Below are 15,151 nucleotides of genomic sequence, written 5' to 3'. Positions count from 1 at the left end.
GGCCCCGGGCTGGGCGTGGTCGCCCGGCGGTCGACCCCTTCGATAGGCGTCGCCTATTGATCAATTAGAACTGCCAATATTGCATACCGTATCCAAGGCGCAGTAGGCTTGGACATCTGATCGACGTGGAGCGGAGGTGGGATTGCGGTGAACAGTCCTGGCACTTCGGTGGCGGAGCGGGTGCGGGCACTGGTCGCGGCGCATCGCGGCGACCGTGGCGCGCTACTGCCGATCCTGCACCGCATCCAGGCCGAGTTCGGCTACGTCGACTCCGAGGTCGTCCCGGTGCTGGCGGCCGAGCTGAACATCTCCCGGGCCGACGTGCACGGCGTGATCACCTTCTACACCGACTTCCGGTCCGAGCCCGCCGGCCGGACCGTCCTGAAGCTCTGCCGGGCCGAGGCCTGCCAGTCGGTGGGCGCGGAGCGGCTCGTCGCGCACGCCGAACAGGTGCTCGGCATCAAGGTCGGTCAGACCACCGGGGACGGTTCGGTGACGCTGGAGCAGGTGTTCTGCCTGGGCAACTGCGCACTGGGCCCGGCCGGTCAGCTCAACGAGCGGGTCCAGGGACGACTCACCCCCGGCCGGCTGGACGCCCTCCTGACGGAAGCGGTGAACCGATGACAGCTCCGGTGACGGTCTACGTACCCCGGGACTCCGCCGCGCTCTCCGTCGGCGCCGACCTGGTCGCCGCCGAGCTGGAACTGGCGGCGGCCAAGGCCGGCCGACCGATCCGGGTGATCCGGAACGGCTCGCGCGGCATGCTCTGGCTCGAACCGCTGGTCGAGGTGGTCACCGAGCGCGGTCGGATCGGGTACGGACCGGTCGAGCCGGAGGCGGTCGACGACCTCGTCGCGGCCGGGCTGCTCGACGGCGCCGACCACGAGCTGTGCCAGGGCGTGGTGGCGGAGCTGCCCTGGCTGCGGGACCAGACCCGACTCTGCTTCGCCCGGGTCGGCGTGACCGATCCGCTCTCGCCGGCGGACTACGTCGCGCACGGCGGGCTCGCCGGACTGCGCCGCGCCCTGGCGCTGCCCACCGCGGACGTGGTCGCCGAGGTCACCGCGTCCGGGCTGCGCGGTCGGGGCGGTGCCGGCTTCCCGGCCGGGATCAAGTGGAAGACCGTCGCCGACACCGCCGACGAGCTGAAGTTCATCTGCTGCAACGCCGACGAGGGCGACAGTGGAACGTTCGCCGACCGGATGCTGATGGAGGGCGACCCGTTCACCCTCATCGAGGGCATGACGATCGCCGCCCACGCCGTCGGTGCCACCGAGGGGTACCTCTACGTCCGCTCCGAGTATCCCGACGCGGTGCGTACGCTGCGCGAGGCCATCGTGATCGCCCGGGAGCAGGGCTGGCTGGGCGCCGACATCCTCGGCTCGGGGCTGCGGTTCGACCTGTTCGTCCGGGTCGGCGCGGGCGCGTACATCTGCGGCGAGGAAACCGCGATGCTGGAGAGCCTGGAGGGCAAGCGCGGCATGGTCCGGGCGAAGCCGCCGATCCCGGCGATCACCGGCCTGTTCGGCAAGCCGACCGTGGTGAACAACGTCCTGACGCTGGCCTCGGTGCCGGCGATCCTCGCCGACGGCGCGGCGGCGTACCAGGCCCTCGGCGTCGAGCGGTCGCGGGGCACCCAGGTGTTCCAGCTGGCCGGCAACATCGCCCGGGGCGGGGTCTTCGAGACCGCGTTCGGCATGACGTTGCACGAACTGATCCACACCTACGGCGGCGGCACGCGTACCGGTCGGCCGGTCCGCGCGGTGCAGGTCGGCGGGCCGCTCGGGGCGTACCTGCCGGCGTCCGGTCTGGACCTGCCGATGGAGTACGAGGCGTTCGCCTCCGCTGGCGCGATGCTGGGTCACGGTGGCATCGTTGTCTTCGACGACACGGTCGACATGGCGGCGATGGCGAGATTCGCGATGGAGTTCTGCGCCGAAGAGTCCTGCGGCAAGTGCACGCCCTGCCGGGTCGGTGCGGTACGCGGCGTGGAAGTGATCGACAAGATCGTGGCCGGGCAGGACCGGGACGGAAACCTGGCCCTGCTGGGCGATCTCTGCGAACTGATGACCGACGGGTCGTTGTGTGCGATGGGCGGCCTGACCCCGATGCCCGTACGCAGCGCGTTGCTGCACTTCGCCGACGACTTCCACCGCTCGTAACCCGAAGTCCGCCGGCCGATAGCGAGGAGGCCATTCATGAGCGAGCGTAGCGAGCGAATCAGGTTGCTCAGTGTGAAGGTGCCTCATGGCGGCACGCAGCGAAGCGGAGTGGCGTCATGAGCCTGCTGAAGGAACCTGACCTCGGCACCCCGGCCAAGCCCGGCCCGGCGACCGTGTCGGTCGAGGTGGACGGGCTGCCGGTGACCGTGCCCGAGGGCACCTCGGTGATGCGGGCGGCGGCGCTGAGCGGGATCGACATCCCGAAGCTCTGCGCCACCGACAGCCTGGAGGCGTTCGGCTCGTGCCGGCTCTGCCTGGTGGAGATCGACGGTCGGCGGGGCACACCGGCCTCCTGCACCACCCCGGTCGCCGAGGGCATGAAGGTGAGCACCCAGACGCCGAAGCTGGAGAAGTTGCGCCAGGGTGTGATGGAGCTGTACATCTCCGACCATCCGCTGGACTGCCTCACCTGCTCGGCCAACGGGGACTGCGAGTTGCAGGACATGTCCGGCGCGGTCGGCCTCCGGCAGGTCCGGTACGGCTACGAGGGCGCCAACCACCTCGACGAGAAGACCGACTCCAGCAACCCGTACTTCGACTTCGAGGCGTCCAAGTGCATCGCCTGCTCCCGCTGCGTACGGGCCTGTGGTGAGGTGCAGGGGACGTTCGCGCTGACCATCGAGGGGCGCGGCTTCGGCTCGAAGGTGTCGGCCGGCGGCACCGACTTCATGAGTTCCGAGTGTGTCTCCTGCGGTGCCTGCGTACAGGCCTGCCCGACGGCGACGTTGCAGGAGAAGTCGGTCGTCCAGCTCGGGATGCCGAGCCGGAGCGTCATCACCACCTGCGCGTACTGCGGGGTCGGCTGCTCGTTCAAGGCCGAACTGCGCGGTGCCGAGCTGGTCCGGATGGTGCCGTACAAGGACGGTGGCGCCAACGAGGGACACTCCTGCGTCAAGGGGCGGTTCGCGTTCGGCTACGCCACCCACCCCGACCGGGTGCTCACCCCGATGATCCGGGAGAAGATCACCGACGAGTGGCGCCCGGTCGACTGGGACACCGTCATCTCGTTCACCGCGAACAAGCTGCGGGAGATCCAGGCCCGGTACGGCGTCGGCGCGATCGGCGGCATCACCTCCTCGCGTACCACGAACGAAGAGGTCTACGTGGTGCAGAAGATGATCCGGGCCGCGTTCGGCAACAACAACGTGGACACCTGCGCCCGGGTCTGCCACTCGCCGACCGGGTACGGCCTGAAGCAGACCTTCGGCACCTCCGCCGGTACCCAGGACTTCCGCTCGGTCGCCAAGTCGGACGTGATCATGGTGATCGGTGCGAACCCGACCGACGGGCACCCGGTCTTCGCCTCCCGGATGAAGCGCCGGCTCCGCGAGGGCGCCAAGCTGATCGTGATCGACCCGCGCCGGATCGACCTGGTCCGGTCGCCGCACGTCCAGGCGCAGCACCACCTGCAACTCGCCCCCGGCACCAACGTGGCCGTGGTGAACGCGATGGCGCACGTCGTACTGACCGAGGGGCTGGTGGACCGGTCGTTCGTCGACGAGCGGTGTGAGGACTTCGACGGCTGGGCGGAGTTCATCGCCCGCCCGGAGAACAGCCCGGAGGCGGTCGAGGAACTCACCGGGGTACCGGCCGAGGAGGTCCGCGCGGCCGCCCGGCTCTTCGCCACCGGCGGCAACGGCGCGATCTACTACGGCCTCGGCGTCACCGAGCACAGCCAGGGTTCGACCATGGTGATGGGAATGGCGAACCTGGCCATGGCGACCGGCAACATCGGCCGGGAGGGCGTCGGCATCAACCCGCTGCGCGGGCAGAACAACGTGCAGGGCTCCTGCGACATGGGTTCGTTCCCGCACGAGCTGCCCGGCTACCGGCACGTCTCCGACGACGTCGTACGCGGGGTGTTCGAGAACATGTGGGGGAGCACCCTGATGGCCGAGCCCGGCCTGCGGATCCCGAACATGTTCGACGCCGCGATCGAGGGCAGCTTCCGGGCGCTCTACGTGCAGGGCGAGGACATCGCCCAGTCCGACCCCAACATCAAGCACGTGCACGCCGCGCTGAAGGCGCTGGAGCTGGTGGTGGTCCAGGACCTGTTCCTCAACGAGACGGCCAAGTTCGCCCACGTGTTCCTGCCCGGCACCTCCTTCCTGGAGAAGGACGGCACGTTCACCAACGCCGAGCGCCGGATCAACCGGGTCCGGCCGGTGATGCCGCCGAAGACCGGCAAGCACGAGTGGCAGATCGTCGCGGAGATCGCCCAGGCGATGGGCTACCCGATGCGGTACGACGACCCGAGCGAGATCATGGACGAGATCGCCGCGCTGACCCCGACGTTCGCGGGGGTCTCGTTCGAGAAGCTCGACAAGCTGGGCAGCGTGCAGTGGCCGTGCAACGAGAACGCGCCCGAGGGTACGCCGATCATGCACATGGACGGATTCGTCCGGGGCAAGGGTCGGTTCGTGCAAACCCCGTTCGTGCCGACCCGGGAACGCAGCACCCGTAAGTACCCGCTCATCCTCACCACCGGCCGGATCCTCAGCCAGTACAACGTGGGGGCGCAGACCCGGCGTACCGGGAACGTGGCGTGGCACTCGGAGGACGTACTCGAGATCCATCCGCACGACGCGGAGGTCCGGGGCATCAACGACGGCGACGAGGTCACCCTCGCCAGCCGGGTCGGTGCCACCTCGTTGCGGGCGGTCCTCGCCGACCGGATGCCGGTCGGGGTGGTCTACACCACCTTCCACCATCCGGTCACCGGGGCGAACGTGGTCACCACGGAGAACTCCGACTGGGCGACCAACTGTCCGGAGTACAAGGTGACGGCGGTCCAGGTCGGTCTGAAGAACTCGACGGCGCCGGCCCAGGCCGGTCAGGTCGAGACGATGCTGCCGGCGATGGTGGACTGAGTGATGTCTCCACAGGTCAGGATGGCCAACGACATCGCCGTCCAGTTTCAACACCAGGCGCCGGACGTGGCGGCGGCGGCGATCGCCGAGCACATCAGGGCGTTCTGGGATCCCCGGATGCGGGCCGAGTTGATGCGACGGGTCGAGTCCGAGCCGGGGACGTTGGATCCGCTCGCCCTGGCCGCGGCCCGGCTGCTGGCGGGCTGAGGGCCGCCGGCCGTCCGGACCGTTCACGACGTGACCCCGCGCTGACGCGCGGGGTCACGTCGTCGTTGTGGCCGTGGTACGGATCGGCGCCCGCACTCCTTGACTCGGCTCCATACTGCATACAGAATTCTGTAGATAAGAGGATCGCTAGCCGCTTGGGAGGGCCCGTGCCCGCACATCGCCTCCGCTACGACGTGAACTGTTCGATCCTGTTCGCCGAGCTGCCGCTGCTGGAGCGGCCCGCCGCGGCGAAGGCGGCCGGCTTCGACGCGGTCGAGTTCTGGTGGCCGTTCGCCGCGGCGGTGCCCCGGGCGTCACACGTGGAGGCGTTCATCGAGGCCATCCACGACGCCGGCGTCCAACTCGTCGGCCTCAACTTCTTCGCCGGGGACATGCCCGGCGGCGACCGGGGAGTGGTGTCCAATCCGGCCCGTTCCGTCGAGTTCCGGGAGAACGTCGAACTGGTCGCGCTGATCGGCGCGGCCACCGGCTGCCGGTCCTTCAACGCCCTGTACGGCAACCGGATCCCCGACGTCCATCCCGGTGCGCAGGAGGAGACGGCGGTGGCGAACCTCGCCTTCGCGGCGGCCGGGGTGGCCCGGATCGGTGGCACGGTGCTGGTCGAGGCGGTGAGCGGGCCGCAGCCGTACCCACTGCGTACCGCCGCCGACGTCGTCGCGGTGCTGGACCGGGTGCGTACCGAACGTGAGGTGCGGAACCTGGCGTTCCTCGCCGACCTCTACCACCTGACCGTCAACGGCGACGACCTGGACAAGGTCATCGCCGAGCACGCCGACCGGATCGGTCACGTACAGATCGCCGACGCCCCGGGACGGCACGAGCCCGGCACCGGCGAGATCGACCTCGACGGCCACCTCGGACGGCTCGAAGAGGCCGGCTACCGGGGCTGGGTCGGGCTGGAGTACGCCCCGAGCGGGGCGACCGAGTCCAGCTTCGGGTGGCTGCCGCGGGACCGCCGCGCCGCAGACCCGACCTGAGCCCGGCCGACCATCCGGCCCGGCCTGGCTCAACCCGTCCCGTCCCGGCTCAACCCCTCCCGACCCGACCCGGCTCGACCCGTCCAACGAAGGGAACCGCTGACATGACAAGCGTCGGCTTCATCGGCCTCGGCATCATGGGCGGCCCGATGGCCGTCAACCTGGTCAAGGCCGGGTACGACGTCATCGGCTACGACGTCTCCCCGGCCCGGGGCGCCGCGCTGACCCAGGCCGGTGGCCAGGTCGCCACCGGGATCGCCGAGGTGGTGCAGAAGGCGGAGATCGTCGTCACGATGGTGCGCGATTCGGCGGACGTCGAGGCGGTCGCCCTCGGCGAGGAGGGCATCCTGGCCAACGCCCGACCGGGGCAGCTCTACGTCGACATGAGCAGCATCTCGCCCAAGACCGCCCGCGAGGTCGCCGAGGCGGGCAAAGTGCTCTCGGTACGGGTGCTGGACGCCCCGGTCAGCGGCGGCGAGGCCGGCGCGGTCGAGGGCAGCCTCTCCATCATGGTCGGCGGCGACGCCGAGGACTTCGAGGCGGCCCGGCCACTGCTGGAAGTGGTCGGCGCGACCGTGGTGCACGTCGGCCCGCACGGCGCCGGCCAGACGGTGAAGGCGGCCAACCAGCTCATCGTGGCCGGCACCATCGAACTCGTCGCCGAGGCGATCGTCTTCCTGGAGGCGTACGGGGTGGACACCGAGGCGGCGGTCCGGGTACTGGCCGGTGGGCTGGCCGGCAACCGGATCCTGGACCGCAAGGCGGCCGGAATGCTGGCCCGGCGCTTCGAGCCCGGCTTCCGGATCGACCTGCACCACAAGGACATGGGGATCGTCACCTCGGCGGCCCGGGAGGCCGGCGTGGTCATCCCGCTCGGCTCGGCGGTGGCCCAGCTGATCGCCGCGCTGAAGGCACAGGGCGACGGCGGCCTCGACCACAGCGCACTGCTGAAACTGGTCGAACAACTCTCCGGCCGGTCGGCCGGCTGACCGGCCGGAGCGCCGCGTCGATGGGGCACGTGCTGCTGGCACCGGACAAGTTCAAGGGCTCGCTGACCGCCGCCGAGGTCGTCCACCATCTGACCGCCGGGCTGCGCCGCGCCGCACCCGGGATCGAGGTACGTGGCTTCCCGGTCGCCGACGGCGGCGACGGCACCCTCGACGCGGCGGTGTCGGCCGGCTTCCGCCGGGTACCGGTCTCCGTGCCCGGGCCGACCGGTGCTCCGGTACGCACCGCCTTCGGGTACGCCGACGGGGTGGCGGTGGTCGAACTCGCCGACGCCTGCGGACTGCGCCGACTGCCGGCCGGGGTGCCCGATCCGTTGCACGCGGGCAGTTACGGCGCCGGTGAGGTGATCCGGGCGGCCCTCGAGTACGGCTGCGCGGAGGTGGTGCTCGGGCTGGGCGGCAGCGCCAGTACCGACGGCGGGGCCGGGCTGGTCAACGCACTGGGCGTACGCCTGCTTGACGCGTACGGTGCCGAGCTGCCGTCCGGCGGTGCGGCGCTGCGCCGGCTGCACCGGGTGGACCTGACCGGGCTGCATCCGGCGGTCCGGCGTACCCGCTTCGTGGTGGCCGCCGACGTGGACAACCCGCTGCTCGGGCCGACCGGTGCCGCCGCCGTCTACGGACCGCAGAAGGGCGCGACGGACGACGACATCGAGGTGCTGGAGGCGGGCCTGACCCGCTGGGCCGACCTGGCCGAGCCGGCGATCCGGGCGGCGGACCTGCTCGGCCCGGCCGGACCGGGGCGCCGGGTCAGCGAATGGCCCGGCGCCGGTGCGGCCGGCGGGGTCGGGTTCGCCGCGCTCGGCTTCCTCGGGGCGCGGTTCCGGCCCGGCATCGAACTGCTGCTCGACCTGCTGGGCTTTCCGAAGGCGTTGACCGGTGCCGACCTGGTGGTCACCGGAGAGGGGTCGCTGGACGCGCAGAGCCTGCACGGCAAGGCACCGGTCGGGGTGGCCACGGCGGCGGCGGGTGCCGGCGTGCCGACGGTCGCCGTCGCCGGTCAGGTCAGCGTCGGCCCGGACGACCTACGCAAGGCCGGCATTCGGGCGGCGTATCCGCTCACCGACCTCGAACCGGACCCGGCGGCCTGCCTCGACCGCGCCGCCGAGCTGGTCGAGAAGGTCGCGGAGGCGCTGGCCGCCGACTGGCTGGACCGGGCGGGCCGGGGCGGACACCACTGAGGCGGGTGGTCCGGTTCTCGGCCGACCCCTTGACGATGCATTGATCATTTATCTATGGTCCGTGCCGTGAAACCGATGCGAGAACCGACGTTCCTCATCCTGACCGCGCTCGCCGGCACCCCTCGGCACGGGTACGGCATCGTCAGGGAGGTCGCCGCGCTCTCCGACGGCCGGGTCGGACTGCTCACCGGCACGCTCTACACCGCACTCGACCGACTGACCGCCGAGGGGCTGGTGGAGCACGACCGCGACGAGGAGGTCGACGGCCGGACGCGGCACTACTACCGGCTCACCGAGCAGGGGCTGACGGCCCTGACGGCCGAGACGGCCCGGTTGCGTCAGCTCACCGGCGCGGCCGAGGCCCGGCTGCGCGCCCTCCGTCCGGGCATCGTCTGATGGCGGGGTCGCTCGCCCGGCGGTACCGCCGGCTGCTCTTCTGCTATCCGCGCGCGCACCGCCGCGCCGAACTGCTCGCCACCCTCCTCGAGGCGGCTCCACCCGGGCGCACCCGGCCGACGGCGCGCGAAGCCGCCGACCTGATCCGGCACGGGCTGCGGGCCCGACTGGGCCGCCCGGCGAGCCGCACCGTCACCGTCTGGGCGGTGCTGGCCACGATCATCAGCGGGCTCTTCGCCGCCGCGTTCGCCACCCGGGTCGGCTGGGAGACCGCGGAGCCGCTGCCGCGCGCCGCGCAGACCCGGACCCTGCTCGCCGAGATCCTGCCCGAGCAGGACTTCCGCGACATCGAGGACGCCCCGGCCATGTTCATGATCTACGGCCATCCGCTCAGCTGGGCCTTCGCCGAGGAGATGCTGTTCTTCGACGGCGGCGAATACGCGCTGGCGGGCGTCGGCGGCGCCGTGGTCGGCTTCCCGGCCACTCCGCCTCAGGAGACGCTCGACCGCACCCGGCACCGGCTGGGGGAGACGGGCTGGAGGGTGTACCGGCCCATGGTGGAAGACACGTACACCACCCTGCTGGCGCGGCGTGGGAACACGACGCTCACCCTCGAGGTGTACTCCGACCCCACCGTGTACGCCGGACCCAGCATGCTGGAGCCCATCTTCCTCACGGCGAGTTTCCAGCGGGCGACACCACCGGCCGTCTATCCGTTCGCCATCCTCGGCGGCATTGCCGGCGCGGTCGTCGCCTTCCTGCTGTTCGGCTGGGCCAGCCGCCGCACGGACCGGCCGCACCCGGTGCGTGGCCTCGTCACGACCCTGTACGGCGTGGCCATGTTCTTCTGGTGGACGCCGACCCTGATGGCGGTACCACAGTCGGTGCAGCATCACCTCGGCGAACCGCATCCGTCGTGGCACCCGATGTGGGAGTGGCTGGGCCAACCGGCACTCTCGTTGTTCTTCGTCGCCGGTGGCGGGTGCGCACTGCTCGGCCTGGCGCTGGCCGCACTCCCGCGCCCGCGTACCAGCGCACTGCCCAGGTCCGCCCCGTCGTGAGCGGAACCGCCGATGCGGCTCACGCCCCTGCGACCACCTGGCGGCGCCGAGGAGGCCGGCGTCAGTAAGGCCCGTTCGACATCCGGAAGTCGCGGCTGCGGGATAGGCCCGATCCGCTCACCTACGGCCCCACCGACACACTGGTGACCTGGTCGGACTGCCGAGCCGGTTCGGTGGCCGCGCCGGCACCGGCTGGCCGCCGGGAGACCGGTGCCGGCGGCGGGAGGGCGGTCTCGGCGGCCGGCAGTGGAAGTAGCTCGACCTCGGCGCCGGCCCACCCCGGCGGCACGACCGCGAGCGCGTCCGCTGCGGCGGCCCCCCACAGCGAACCGGGGCGGTCGTGCCCGACCGGAAGCGCCGCCGACCCGACCCGGGCCACCGGAACCAGCCGGGTGTCCCGGTCGTGCGGTGTCACCGGCCCGGCCAGCGTCGCGGTCAGGGCCGCCGGTTCGGTACGCCCCGCCAGCCGGCCGAGCAGCGGGAAGAGCAGGGTCAGCGCGGCGACCAGGGCCGCGTACGGGTTGCCGGGCAGGCCGACGACGAACCGGCCGTCCGGCAGGCTGGCGAGCAGTTGCGGATGCCCCGGCCGGCAGGCGACGCCGCGTACCGGCACCTCGGCGCCGAGCGTGTCCAGGGCCCGGCGCAGGTGGTCGGCGGCACCGGCCGAGGTGGCTCCGCAGACCACCAGCACCTCCGCGTCGGCGCGCAGTAGCGCGGCGACCAGCGCGGACGCGTCGTCGGCGATCCGGGTGGACCAGGCCGGCTCGGCTCCGGCGTCCCGGATCAGCCCCGGCAACATCGGACCGATGGCGTCCCGGACCTGCCCCGCCGCCGGGATGCCGACGGTACGCAGCTCGGCGCCGGTGACCACCATGCCGACCCGGGGTCGCCGGTGCACGGTCAGCGTGTCGTGTCCGAGACTGGCGGCCAACCCGAGCACGACCGGATTGACGACCGTGCCGGCGGGCAGCACCTGCTGACCGGCCGGGCAGTCCTCGCCCCGGCGGCGTACGTGCCGGCCTGGCTCGATCTCGCCGCTCACCGTCCGGCCCGTCCGGGTGGCCCGTTCGTACGGCAGCACCGCGTCGGCACCGGCCGGCACCATGGCGCCGGTGCCGATCTCGACGGCGTCCCCGGGAGCCAACTCGGCGGGGGTACCCGGATCACCGGCCAGGATCCGTCCGACCATCCGCCACGGGCCGGTACCCGCGACGGCGTACCCGTCCATGGCGGCGCAGTCGTACGCCGGCAGTGGGGAGAGTGCGACGAGCGGTTGCGCCAGTGCGGCGCCGACCGCCCCGGCCAGCGGTACGTCGACCCGGGGGAGCGGGCTGCCGGCCTGCCGGGCGTACCGCCGGGCCTGGTGCCAGCCGGTGCTGTTCACTGCCCGGGATCCCGCGCCGGCCACTCCCGCGCGAGTCTGGTCAGTTCGTCCGCCGCCTCGGCGAGGGTGGCGCCCCGGCCCACGAGCACGCCGAGCAGGAAGGTGCCGAGCGGTGCCGCCGGCCGGGTGACCCCGTGCGCGACGTCCCGGGCGACGTCCAGGATCAGCCGCTGGTCGAGTACCGCCGGGTCGAGGCCGAGTTCGTCGATCGCCTGTCGGGTCCAGTCGTCCAGCACGCTCATGCCGTCTCCTCGCTTCGCTCGTCGGCGTCATGAGCCTTGGAACTGGGCTGGCTGATTCGCTCGCTGCGCTCGCTCATGCCGTCTCCTCGCTTCGCTCGTCGGCGTCATGAGCCGGGAAACTGAGCTGGCTGATTCGCTCGCTGCGCTCGCTCATGCCGTCTCCTCCTCGTCGTCGTCTCGACCTGGACAGTCGCCCGTCCCATGGTGGAGAATATGCATCCCACATACTGTATACGATGGGCAGTTGGAGGCACCAGATGACGGACTCCAGCAACGACACCGCGGTACGCGAGATCAGCGACCTGTACGGCCGCCGCTACCGGGTGGGCGAGACCGATCGCGCCCTGTTGGGCCGGTCCCGGACCTGGATGCTGCTGCTGCCCTGGGCGGCGATGCTGGCGATCAGCCTGTTCCAGTACGGCTTCGGCGCGGCCCTGCCCACCCTCGTCGAGGCGAACGGGTGGAGCCTGTGGCAGGCGTTCGGCGTACTCGGGCTCTGGGTGGTGTGCCAGGCGGCCAGTTCACCACTTGGCGGATGGCTCTACCAACGGCTACGGGTACGGCTGGCCGTACCGATGCTCGTCGGGGCGGCCTGCTGCCTGACCGCGCTGGTCACCCTGGCGCACAGCGGGGACCTGGGCACCGTCCTGCTCGGCTACTCGGTGCTGGGCGGGATCGGCGCCGGCCTGGTCTACATGACCTGCATCGCCACGGTCACCGAATGGTTCCCCGAACGGGTCGCCTCCCGGGTGGCGCTGGTGAGCGCCGCGTTCGGCTACGGCGCCATCCCGTTCGTCGTCGTCGCCGGCTACCTCCTCGAACCGGCGAACCGGACGGCCGTGCTGGACGGCACCGCCGTGATCGTCTTCACCGTGGTGGCGCTCTGCGGGCTGCTGATGCGCAAGCCGCCGAGGAACTGGTGGCCCACCCAGATCGACCCGCAGCGGTGGGCCGTCGACCGGCGACTCAACCGGAGCATCCCGCACAACCGTCCCGCCGCCCGGCCCTACCCGCCGCTGGCGGCGCTGCGCAGCGGCATGCTGCCGATGATGTTCGTGGTTGTCGTGCTCACCGCGGCGATGGCCCTGTTCGACATCGCCTACCTCGCCGGAACCGCGTACGCCCAGGGGCTGCCCGCGCTGACCCTGGTCGCCGCGATGGGCGCGCTGGCCGTCTCGAACGGCATCGGGCGGGCGGTGACCAGTACGCTCGCCGACCGGATCGGCCGGCGCGGGACCCTGGGCCTCTCCCTGCTGGTCGGCGGGGTGGCCCAGTTCGGCCTGCTCGCCGCCGCGACGAACGATAACCACCCGGCCGCCGTGGTCGGCTTCGCCGCACTGGCCGGCGCCGGCACCGGAGCGGGCTACTCCCTGCTGGTCAGCCTGGTACGGGACTGGTTCGGTGACGACGCGACCGTGCCCAACTACGGGATCGTCTACACCGGAAAGGCGGTCGGCGCCCTGATCGGGATCGTGCTCGCCGGGCTCGTGGTGACGACCCCGGACTCCGTCGTGCCGTTCGTGGTGGCCGGTTGTCTCGGCCTGCTCGGTGCGGCGTTGACCCGCTGGATGCGCCAGCCGGGGTTGGCCGTGGTGCGGTTGCCGTCGGCGCTCGGCGCCGACCGGTTCTAGCCTGGGCCTCAGGCATCGAGGGATTGGTGGTGGCGCGATGGGACGGGTGACGAGTCGACGCCGGCTGGTGCGGATCGTCGACGGGGTGGTCAGCGAGCCGATCGACACGCTGGCGGCCGAGGAGCCACTGGAGATCCGGGTGAACGGACGTTCCCTGGTGGTCACGATGCGGACCCCGGGCGCCGACTTCGACCTGGCGGCCGGGTTCCTGGTCAGCGAGGGCGTGGTCCGGACCGACCGGGAGATCGCCGGCATCCGGTACTGCGCGGGCGCCACGGCGGACGGGGTCAACACGTACAACGTGGTGGACGTGGTGCTGGCCGTTGGGGTGGCGCCGCCGGACCCGTCGCTGGAACGCAACTTCTACACCACCTCGTCGTGCGGGCTCTGCGGCAAGGCGAGCCTTGACGCGGTGCGTACCGTGGCGGCCTGGTCGGTGCGGGACGATCCGGTGCGGCTCGACCCCGAGGTGCTCAGCGGCCTGCCCGACACGCTGCGCACGGCGCAGCGGGTCTTCGACCGCACGGGTGGCCTGCACGCCGCGGGGCTCTTCTCCGCCGACGGGCGGCTGCACTGCCTGCGCGAGGACGTCGGCCGGCACAACGCGGTCGACAAGGTCGTCGGCTGGGCGCTGCGGCAGGGCCGGTTGCCGTTGCGCGACACGGTGCTGATGGTCAGTGGCCGGGCGTCGTTCGAGCTGGTGCAGAAGGCGGTGATGGCCGGCATCCCGGCGCTCGCCGCCGTCTCCGCGCCGTCCTCGCTCGCCGCCGACCTGGCCGAGGACGCCGGCCTCACCCTGATCGGCTTCCTGCGCGGCTCGTCCATGAACGTCTACGCGGGCGCGCACCGCCTCGTCCAGCGGACGGGGTCGGAGCTTCCGGCCTGACCCGTCCCGCCTCCGCCGGCCGGGCCGGGGAGTCGCGCGAGATCCGGGCAGAGCCGTGACGTGATGCGCGGGGTCCGGGCGGAGGTGTCGGACTCCGCCCGGACCGGCGCTGACCTCGGGTACGGCGAGTGCCGGGCGCCCGGCCGGCGTGGTCCGCACCGGGTCACCCGACACCGATCGCCGTCGGTCAGCGCGCCAGTAACGTCTCGCGCATCAGTGCGGCGGCCTCGGACGGCGTCCTGCCGACCCGGACCCCGACCGCCTCCAGGGCCTCCTGCTTGGCCAGCGCGGTTCCGGACGACCCGGAGACGATCGCGCCGGCATGCCCCATGGTCTTGCCCTCGGGTGCGGTGAAGCCGGCGACGTAGCCGACCACCGGCTTGCTGATGTGGGCCTTGATGTACTCGGCGGCGCGTTCCTCCGCGTCACCGCCGATCTCGCCGATCATGACGATCGCGTCGGTCTCGTTGTCGTCCTCGAACGCCTGGAGGCAGTCGATGTGGGTGGTGCCGACGATCGGGTCGCCGCCGATCCCGACGCAGGTGGAGAAGCCGAAGTCCCGCAGCTCGTGCATCATCTGGTAGGTCAGGGTGCCGCTCTTGCTGACCAGGCCGATCCGACCCCGCTTGGTGATGTCGGCGGGGATGATGCCGGCGTTGGACTGGCCGGGACTGATCAGGCCGGGGCAGTTCGGGCCGATGATCCGGGTCCGGTTGCCGGCGGCCTGGGCGTACCTGAAGAACGTCGCCGTGTCGTGCACGGGTATGCCCTCGGTCAGCACCACGGCCAGGCCCAGCTCGGCGTCGACCGCTTCCATCACCGCCGCCTTGGCGAACCGGGGCGGTACGAAGACCACCGAGGTGTCGGCGCCGGTCGCCCGGACCGCCTCGGCGGCACTGTTGAACACCGGGATGCCGTCGACGTCCCGGCCGCCCTTGCCCGGGGTGACCCCGGCGACGATGTTCGTGCCGGCGGCGACCATCCGCCGGGTGTGCCGGGTGCCCTCGGTGCCGGTGATGCCCTGGACCAGCACCCTGCTCTTCTCGGTGAGGAAGATTGCCATGAC

The 15,151-nt window shown here is 71.8% G+C and carries 14 protein-coding genes; 11 read left to right on the top strand and 3 right to left on the bottom strand.

Features of this window, described 5'->3' with window-relative positions:
• Nucleotides 1–147 precede the first annotated feature (147 nt).
• The 9 genes from H4W31_RS35825 to H4W31_RS35785 all read left to right on the top strand — a co-directional run bounded on the left by H4W31_RS35825 (nt 148) and on the right by H4W31_RS35785 (nt 9,942).
• Nucleotides 148–624, top strand: a complete 477-nt coding sequence (locus H4W31_RS35825; protein WP_318783598.1) for a formate dehydrogenase subunit gamma — start codon at nt 148–150, stop codon at nt 622–624.
• A complete protein-coding gene (locus tag H4W31_RS35820) occupies nt 621–2,162 on the top strand; it encodes a formate dehydrogenase beta subunit (protein WP_192770652.1) in 1,542 nt (513 codons plus the stop codon). The genes H4W31_RS35825 and H4W31_RS35820 overlap by 4 nt, the downstream gene beginning before the upstream one ends.
• Before the next feature lie 116 nt (nt 2,163–2,278).
• Nucleotides 2,279–5,092 (top strand): formate dehydrogenase subunit alpha, encoded by a 2,814-nt coding sequence (gene fdhF / locus H4W31_RS35815; RefSeq protein ID WP_192770651.1) that lies wholly within the window; start codon nt 2,279–2,281, stop codon nt 5,090–5,092.
• Between the two features lie 3 nt (nt 5,093–5,095).
• Nucleotides 5,096–5,299: a formate dehydrogenase subunit delta gene (locus H4W31_RS35810; protein WP_192770650.1), complete on the top strand. Its 204-nt coding sequence runs from the start codon at nt 5,096–5,098 to the stop codon at nt 5,297–5,299.
• A 167-nt stretch (nt 5,300–5,466) separates the two neighbouring features.
• Nucleotides 5,467–6,297, top strand: coding sequence for a hydroxypyruvate isomerase family protein (locus H4W31_RS35805; protein ID WP_192770649.1), 831 nt, complete (start codon nt 5,467–5,469; stop codon nt 6,295–6,297).
• A gap of 104 nt (nt 6,298–6,401) precedes the next feature.
• On the top strand, nt 6,402–7,286 hold the full coding sequence (locus H4W31_RS35800) for a 2-hydroxy-3-oxopropionate reductase (RefSeq protein ID WP_192770648.1): 885 nt from the start codon (nt 6,402–6,404) through the stop codon (nt 7,284–7,286).
• Nucleotides 7,287–7,306: 20 nt separating this feature from the next.
• Nucleotides 7,307–8,485 (top strand): glycerate kinase, encoded by a 1,179-nt coding sequence (locus tag H4W31_RS35795; protein ID WP_192770647.1) that lies wholly within the window; start codon nt 7,307–7,309, stop codon nt 8,483–8,485.
• A 75-nt stretch (nt 8,486–8,560) separates the two neighbouring features.
• Nucleotides 8,561–8,881: a PadR family transcriptional regulator gene (locus tag H4W31_RS35790; RefSeq protein WP_192772659.1), complete on the top strand. Its 321-nt coding sequence runs from the start codon at nt 8,561–8,563 to the stop codon at nt 8,879–8,881.
• Nucleotides 8,881–9,942: a hypothetical protein gene (locus H4W31_RS35785; protein WP_192770646.1), complete on the top strand. Its 1,062-nt coding sequence runs from the start codon at nt 8,881–8,883 to the stop codon at nt 9,940–9,942. Before H4W31_RS35790 ends, H4W31_RS35785 begins: the two co-directional genes overlap by 1 nt.
• Before the next feature lie 121 nt (nt 9,943–10,063).
• On the opposite strand, the gene H4W31_RS44580 is transcribed toward H4W31_RS35785, so the two are convergent.
• Complete coding sequence (locus H4W31_RS44580) at nt 10,064–11,326, bottom strand: molybdopterin molybdotransferase MoeA (protein ID WP_318783597.1); 1,263 nt, start codon at nt 11,324–11,326, stop codon at nt 10,064–10,066.
• Nucleotides 11,323–11,568 carry a DUF6457 domain-containing protein gene (locus H4W31_RS43435; RefSeq protein ID WP_225945859.1) on the bottom strand — a complete coding sequence of 82 codons (246 nt, stop codon included), beginning with the start codon at nt 11,566–11,568 and terminating at the stop codon, nt 11,323–11,325. Before H4W31_RS43435 ends, H4W31_RS44580 begins: the two co-directional genes overlap by 4 nt.
• A 257-nt stretch (nt 11,569–11,825) precedes the next feature.
• On the opposite strand from H4W31_RS43435, the gene H4W31_RS35775 reads away from it, so the two are divergent.
• Nucleotides 11,826–13,199 carry an OFA family MFS transporter gene (locus H4W31_RS35775; protein WP_192770644.1) on the top strand — a complete coding sequence of 458 codons (1,374 nt, stop codon included), beginning with the start codon at nt 11,826–11,828 and terminating at the stop codon, nt 13,197–13,199.
• Between the two features lie 37 nt (nt 13,200–13,236).
• Nucleotides 13,237–14,085, top strand: coding sequence for a formate dehydrogenase accessory sulfurtransferase FdhD (fdhD, locus tag H4W31_RS35770; RefSeq protein ID WP_192770643.1), 849 nt, complete (start codon nt 13,237–13,239; stop codon nt 14,083–14,085).
• Nucleotides 14,086–14,272: 187 nt separating this feature from the next.
• On the opposite strand, the gene sucD is transcribed toward fdhD, so the two are convergent.
• Nucleotides 14,273–15,148 carry a succinate--CoA ligase subunit alpha gene (gene sucD, locus H4W31_RS35765; protein ID WP_192772658.1) on the bottom strand — a complete coding sequence of 292 codons (876 nt, stop codon included), beginning with the start codon at nt 15,146–15,148 and terminating at the stop codon, nt 14,273–14,275.
• Nucleotides 15,149–15,151: the final 3 nt, after the last annotated feature.

The organism is Plantactinospora soyae, from assembly GCF_014874095.1.
GTDB lineage: Bacteria > Actinomycetota > Actinomycetes > Mycobacteriales > Micromonosporaceae > Plantactinospora > Plantactinospora soyae.
The sequence above is the reverse complement of the archived record's forward strand: the minus strand, read 5'-3'. Positions and strand labels throughout refer to the sequence as shown.

Bases quoted from the DNA above. Each gene is read 5' to 3' on its own strand.
- H4W31_RS35820 (WP_192770652.1), top strand. From the start codon at position 621: ATGACAGCTCCGGTGACGGTCTACGTACCCCGGGACTCCGCCGCGCTC.
- fdhF (WP_192770651.1), top strand. From the start codon at position 2,279: ATGAGCCTGCTGAAGGAACCTGACCTCGGCACCCCGGCCAAGCCCGGC.
- H4W31_RS35810 (WP_192770650.1), top strand. From the start codon at position 5,096: ATGTCTCCACAGGTCAGGATGGCCAACGACATCGCCGTCCAGTTTCAA.
- H4W31_RS35800 (WP_192770648.1), top strand. From the start codon at position 6,402: ATGACAAGCGTCGGCTTCATCGGCCTCGGCATCATGGGCGGCCCGATG.
- H4W31_RS35795 (WP_192770647.1), top strand. From the start codon at position 7,307: ATGGGGCACGTGCTGCTGGCACCGGACAAGTTCAAGGGCTCGCTGACC.
- H4W31_RS35790 (WP_192772659.1), top strand. From the start codon at position 8,561: ATGCGAGAACCGACGTTCCTCATCCTGACCGCGCTCGCCGGCACCCCT.
- H4W31_RS35785 (WP_192770646.1), top strand. From the start codon at position 8,881: ATGGCGGGGTCGCTCGCCCGGCGGTACCGCCGGCTGCTCTTCTGCTAT.
- H4W31_RS43435 (WP_225945859.1), bottom strand. From the start codon at position 11,568: ATGAGCGTGCTGGACGACTGGACCCGACAGGCGATCGACGAACTCGGC.
- H4W31_RS35775 (WP_192770644.1), top strand. From the start codon at position 11,826: ATGACGGACTCCAGCAACGACACCGCGGTACGCGAGATCAGCGACCTG.
- fdhD (WP_192770643.1), top strand. From the start codon at position 13,237: ATGGGACGGGTGACGAGTCGACGCCGGCTGGTGCGGATCGTCGACGGG.
- sucD (WP_192772658.1), bottom strand. From the start codon at position 15,148: ATGGCAATCTTCCTCACCGAGAAGAGCAGGGTGCTGGTCCAGGGCATC.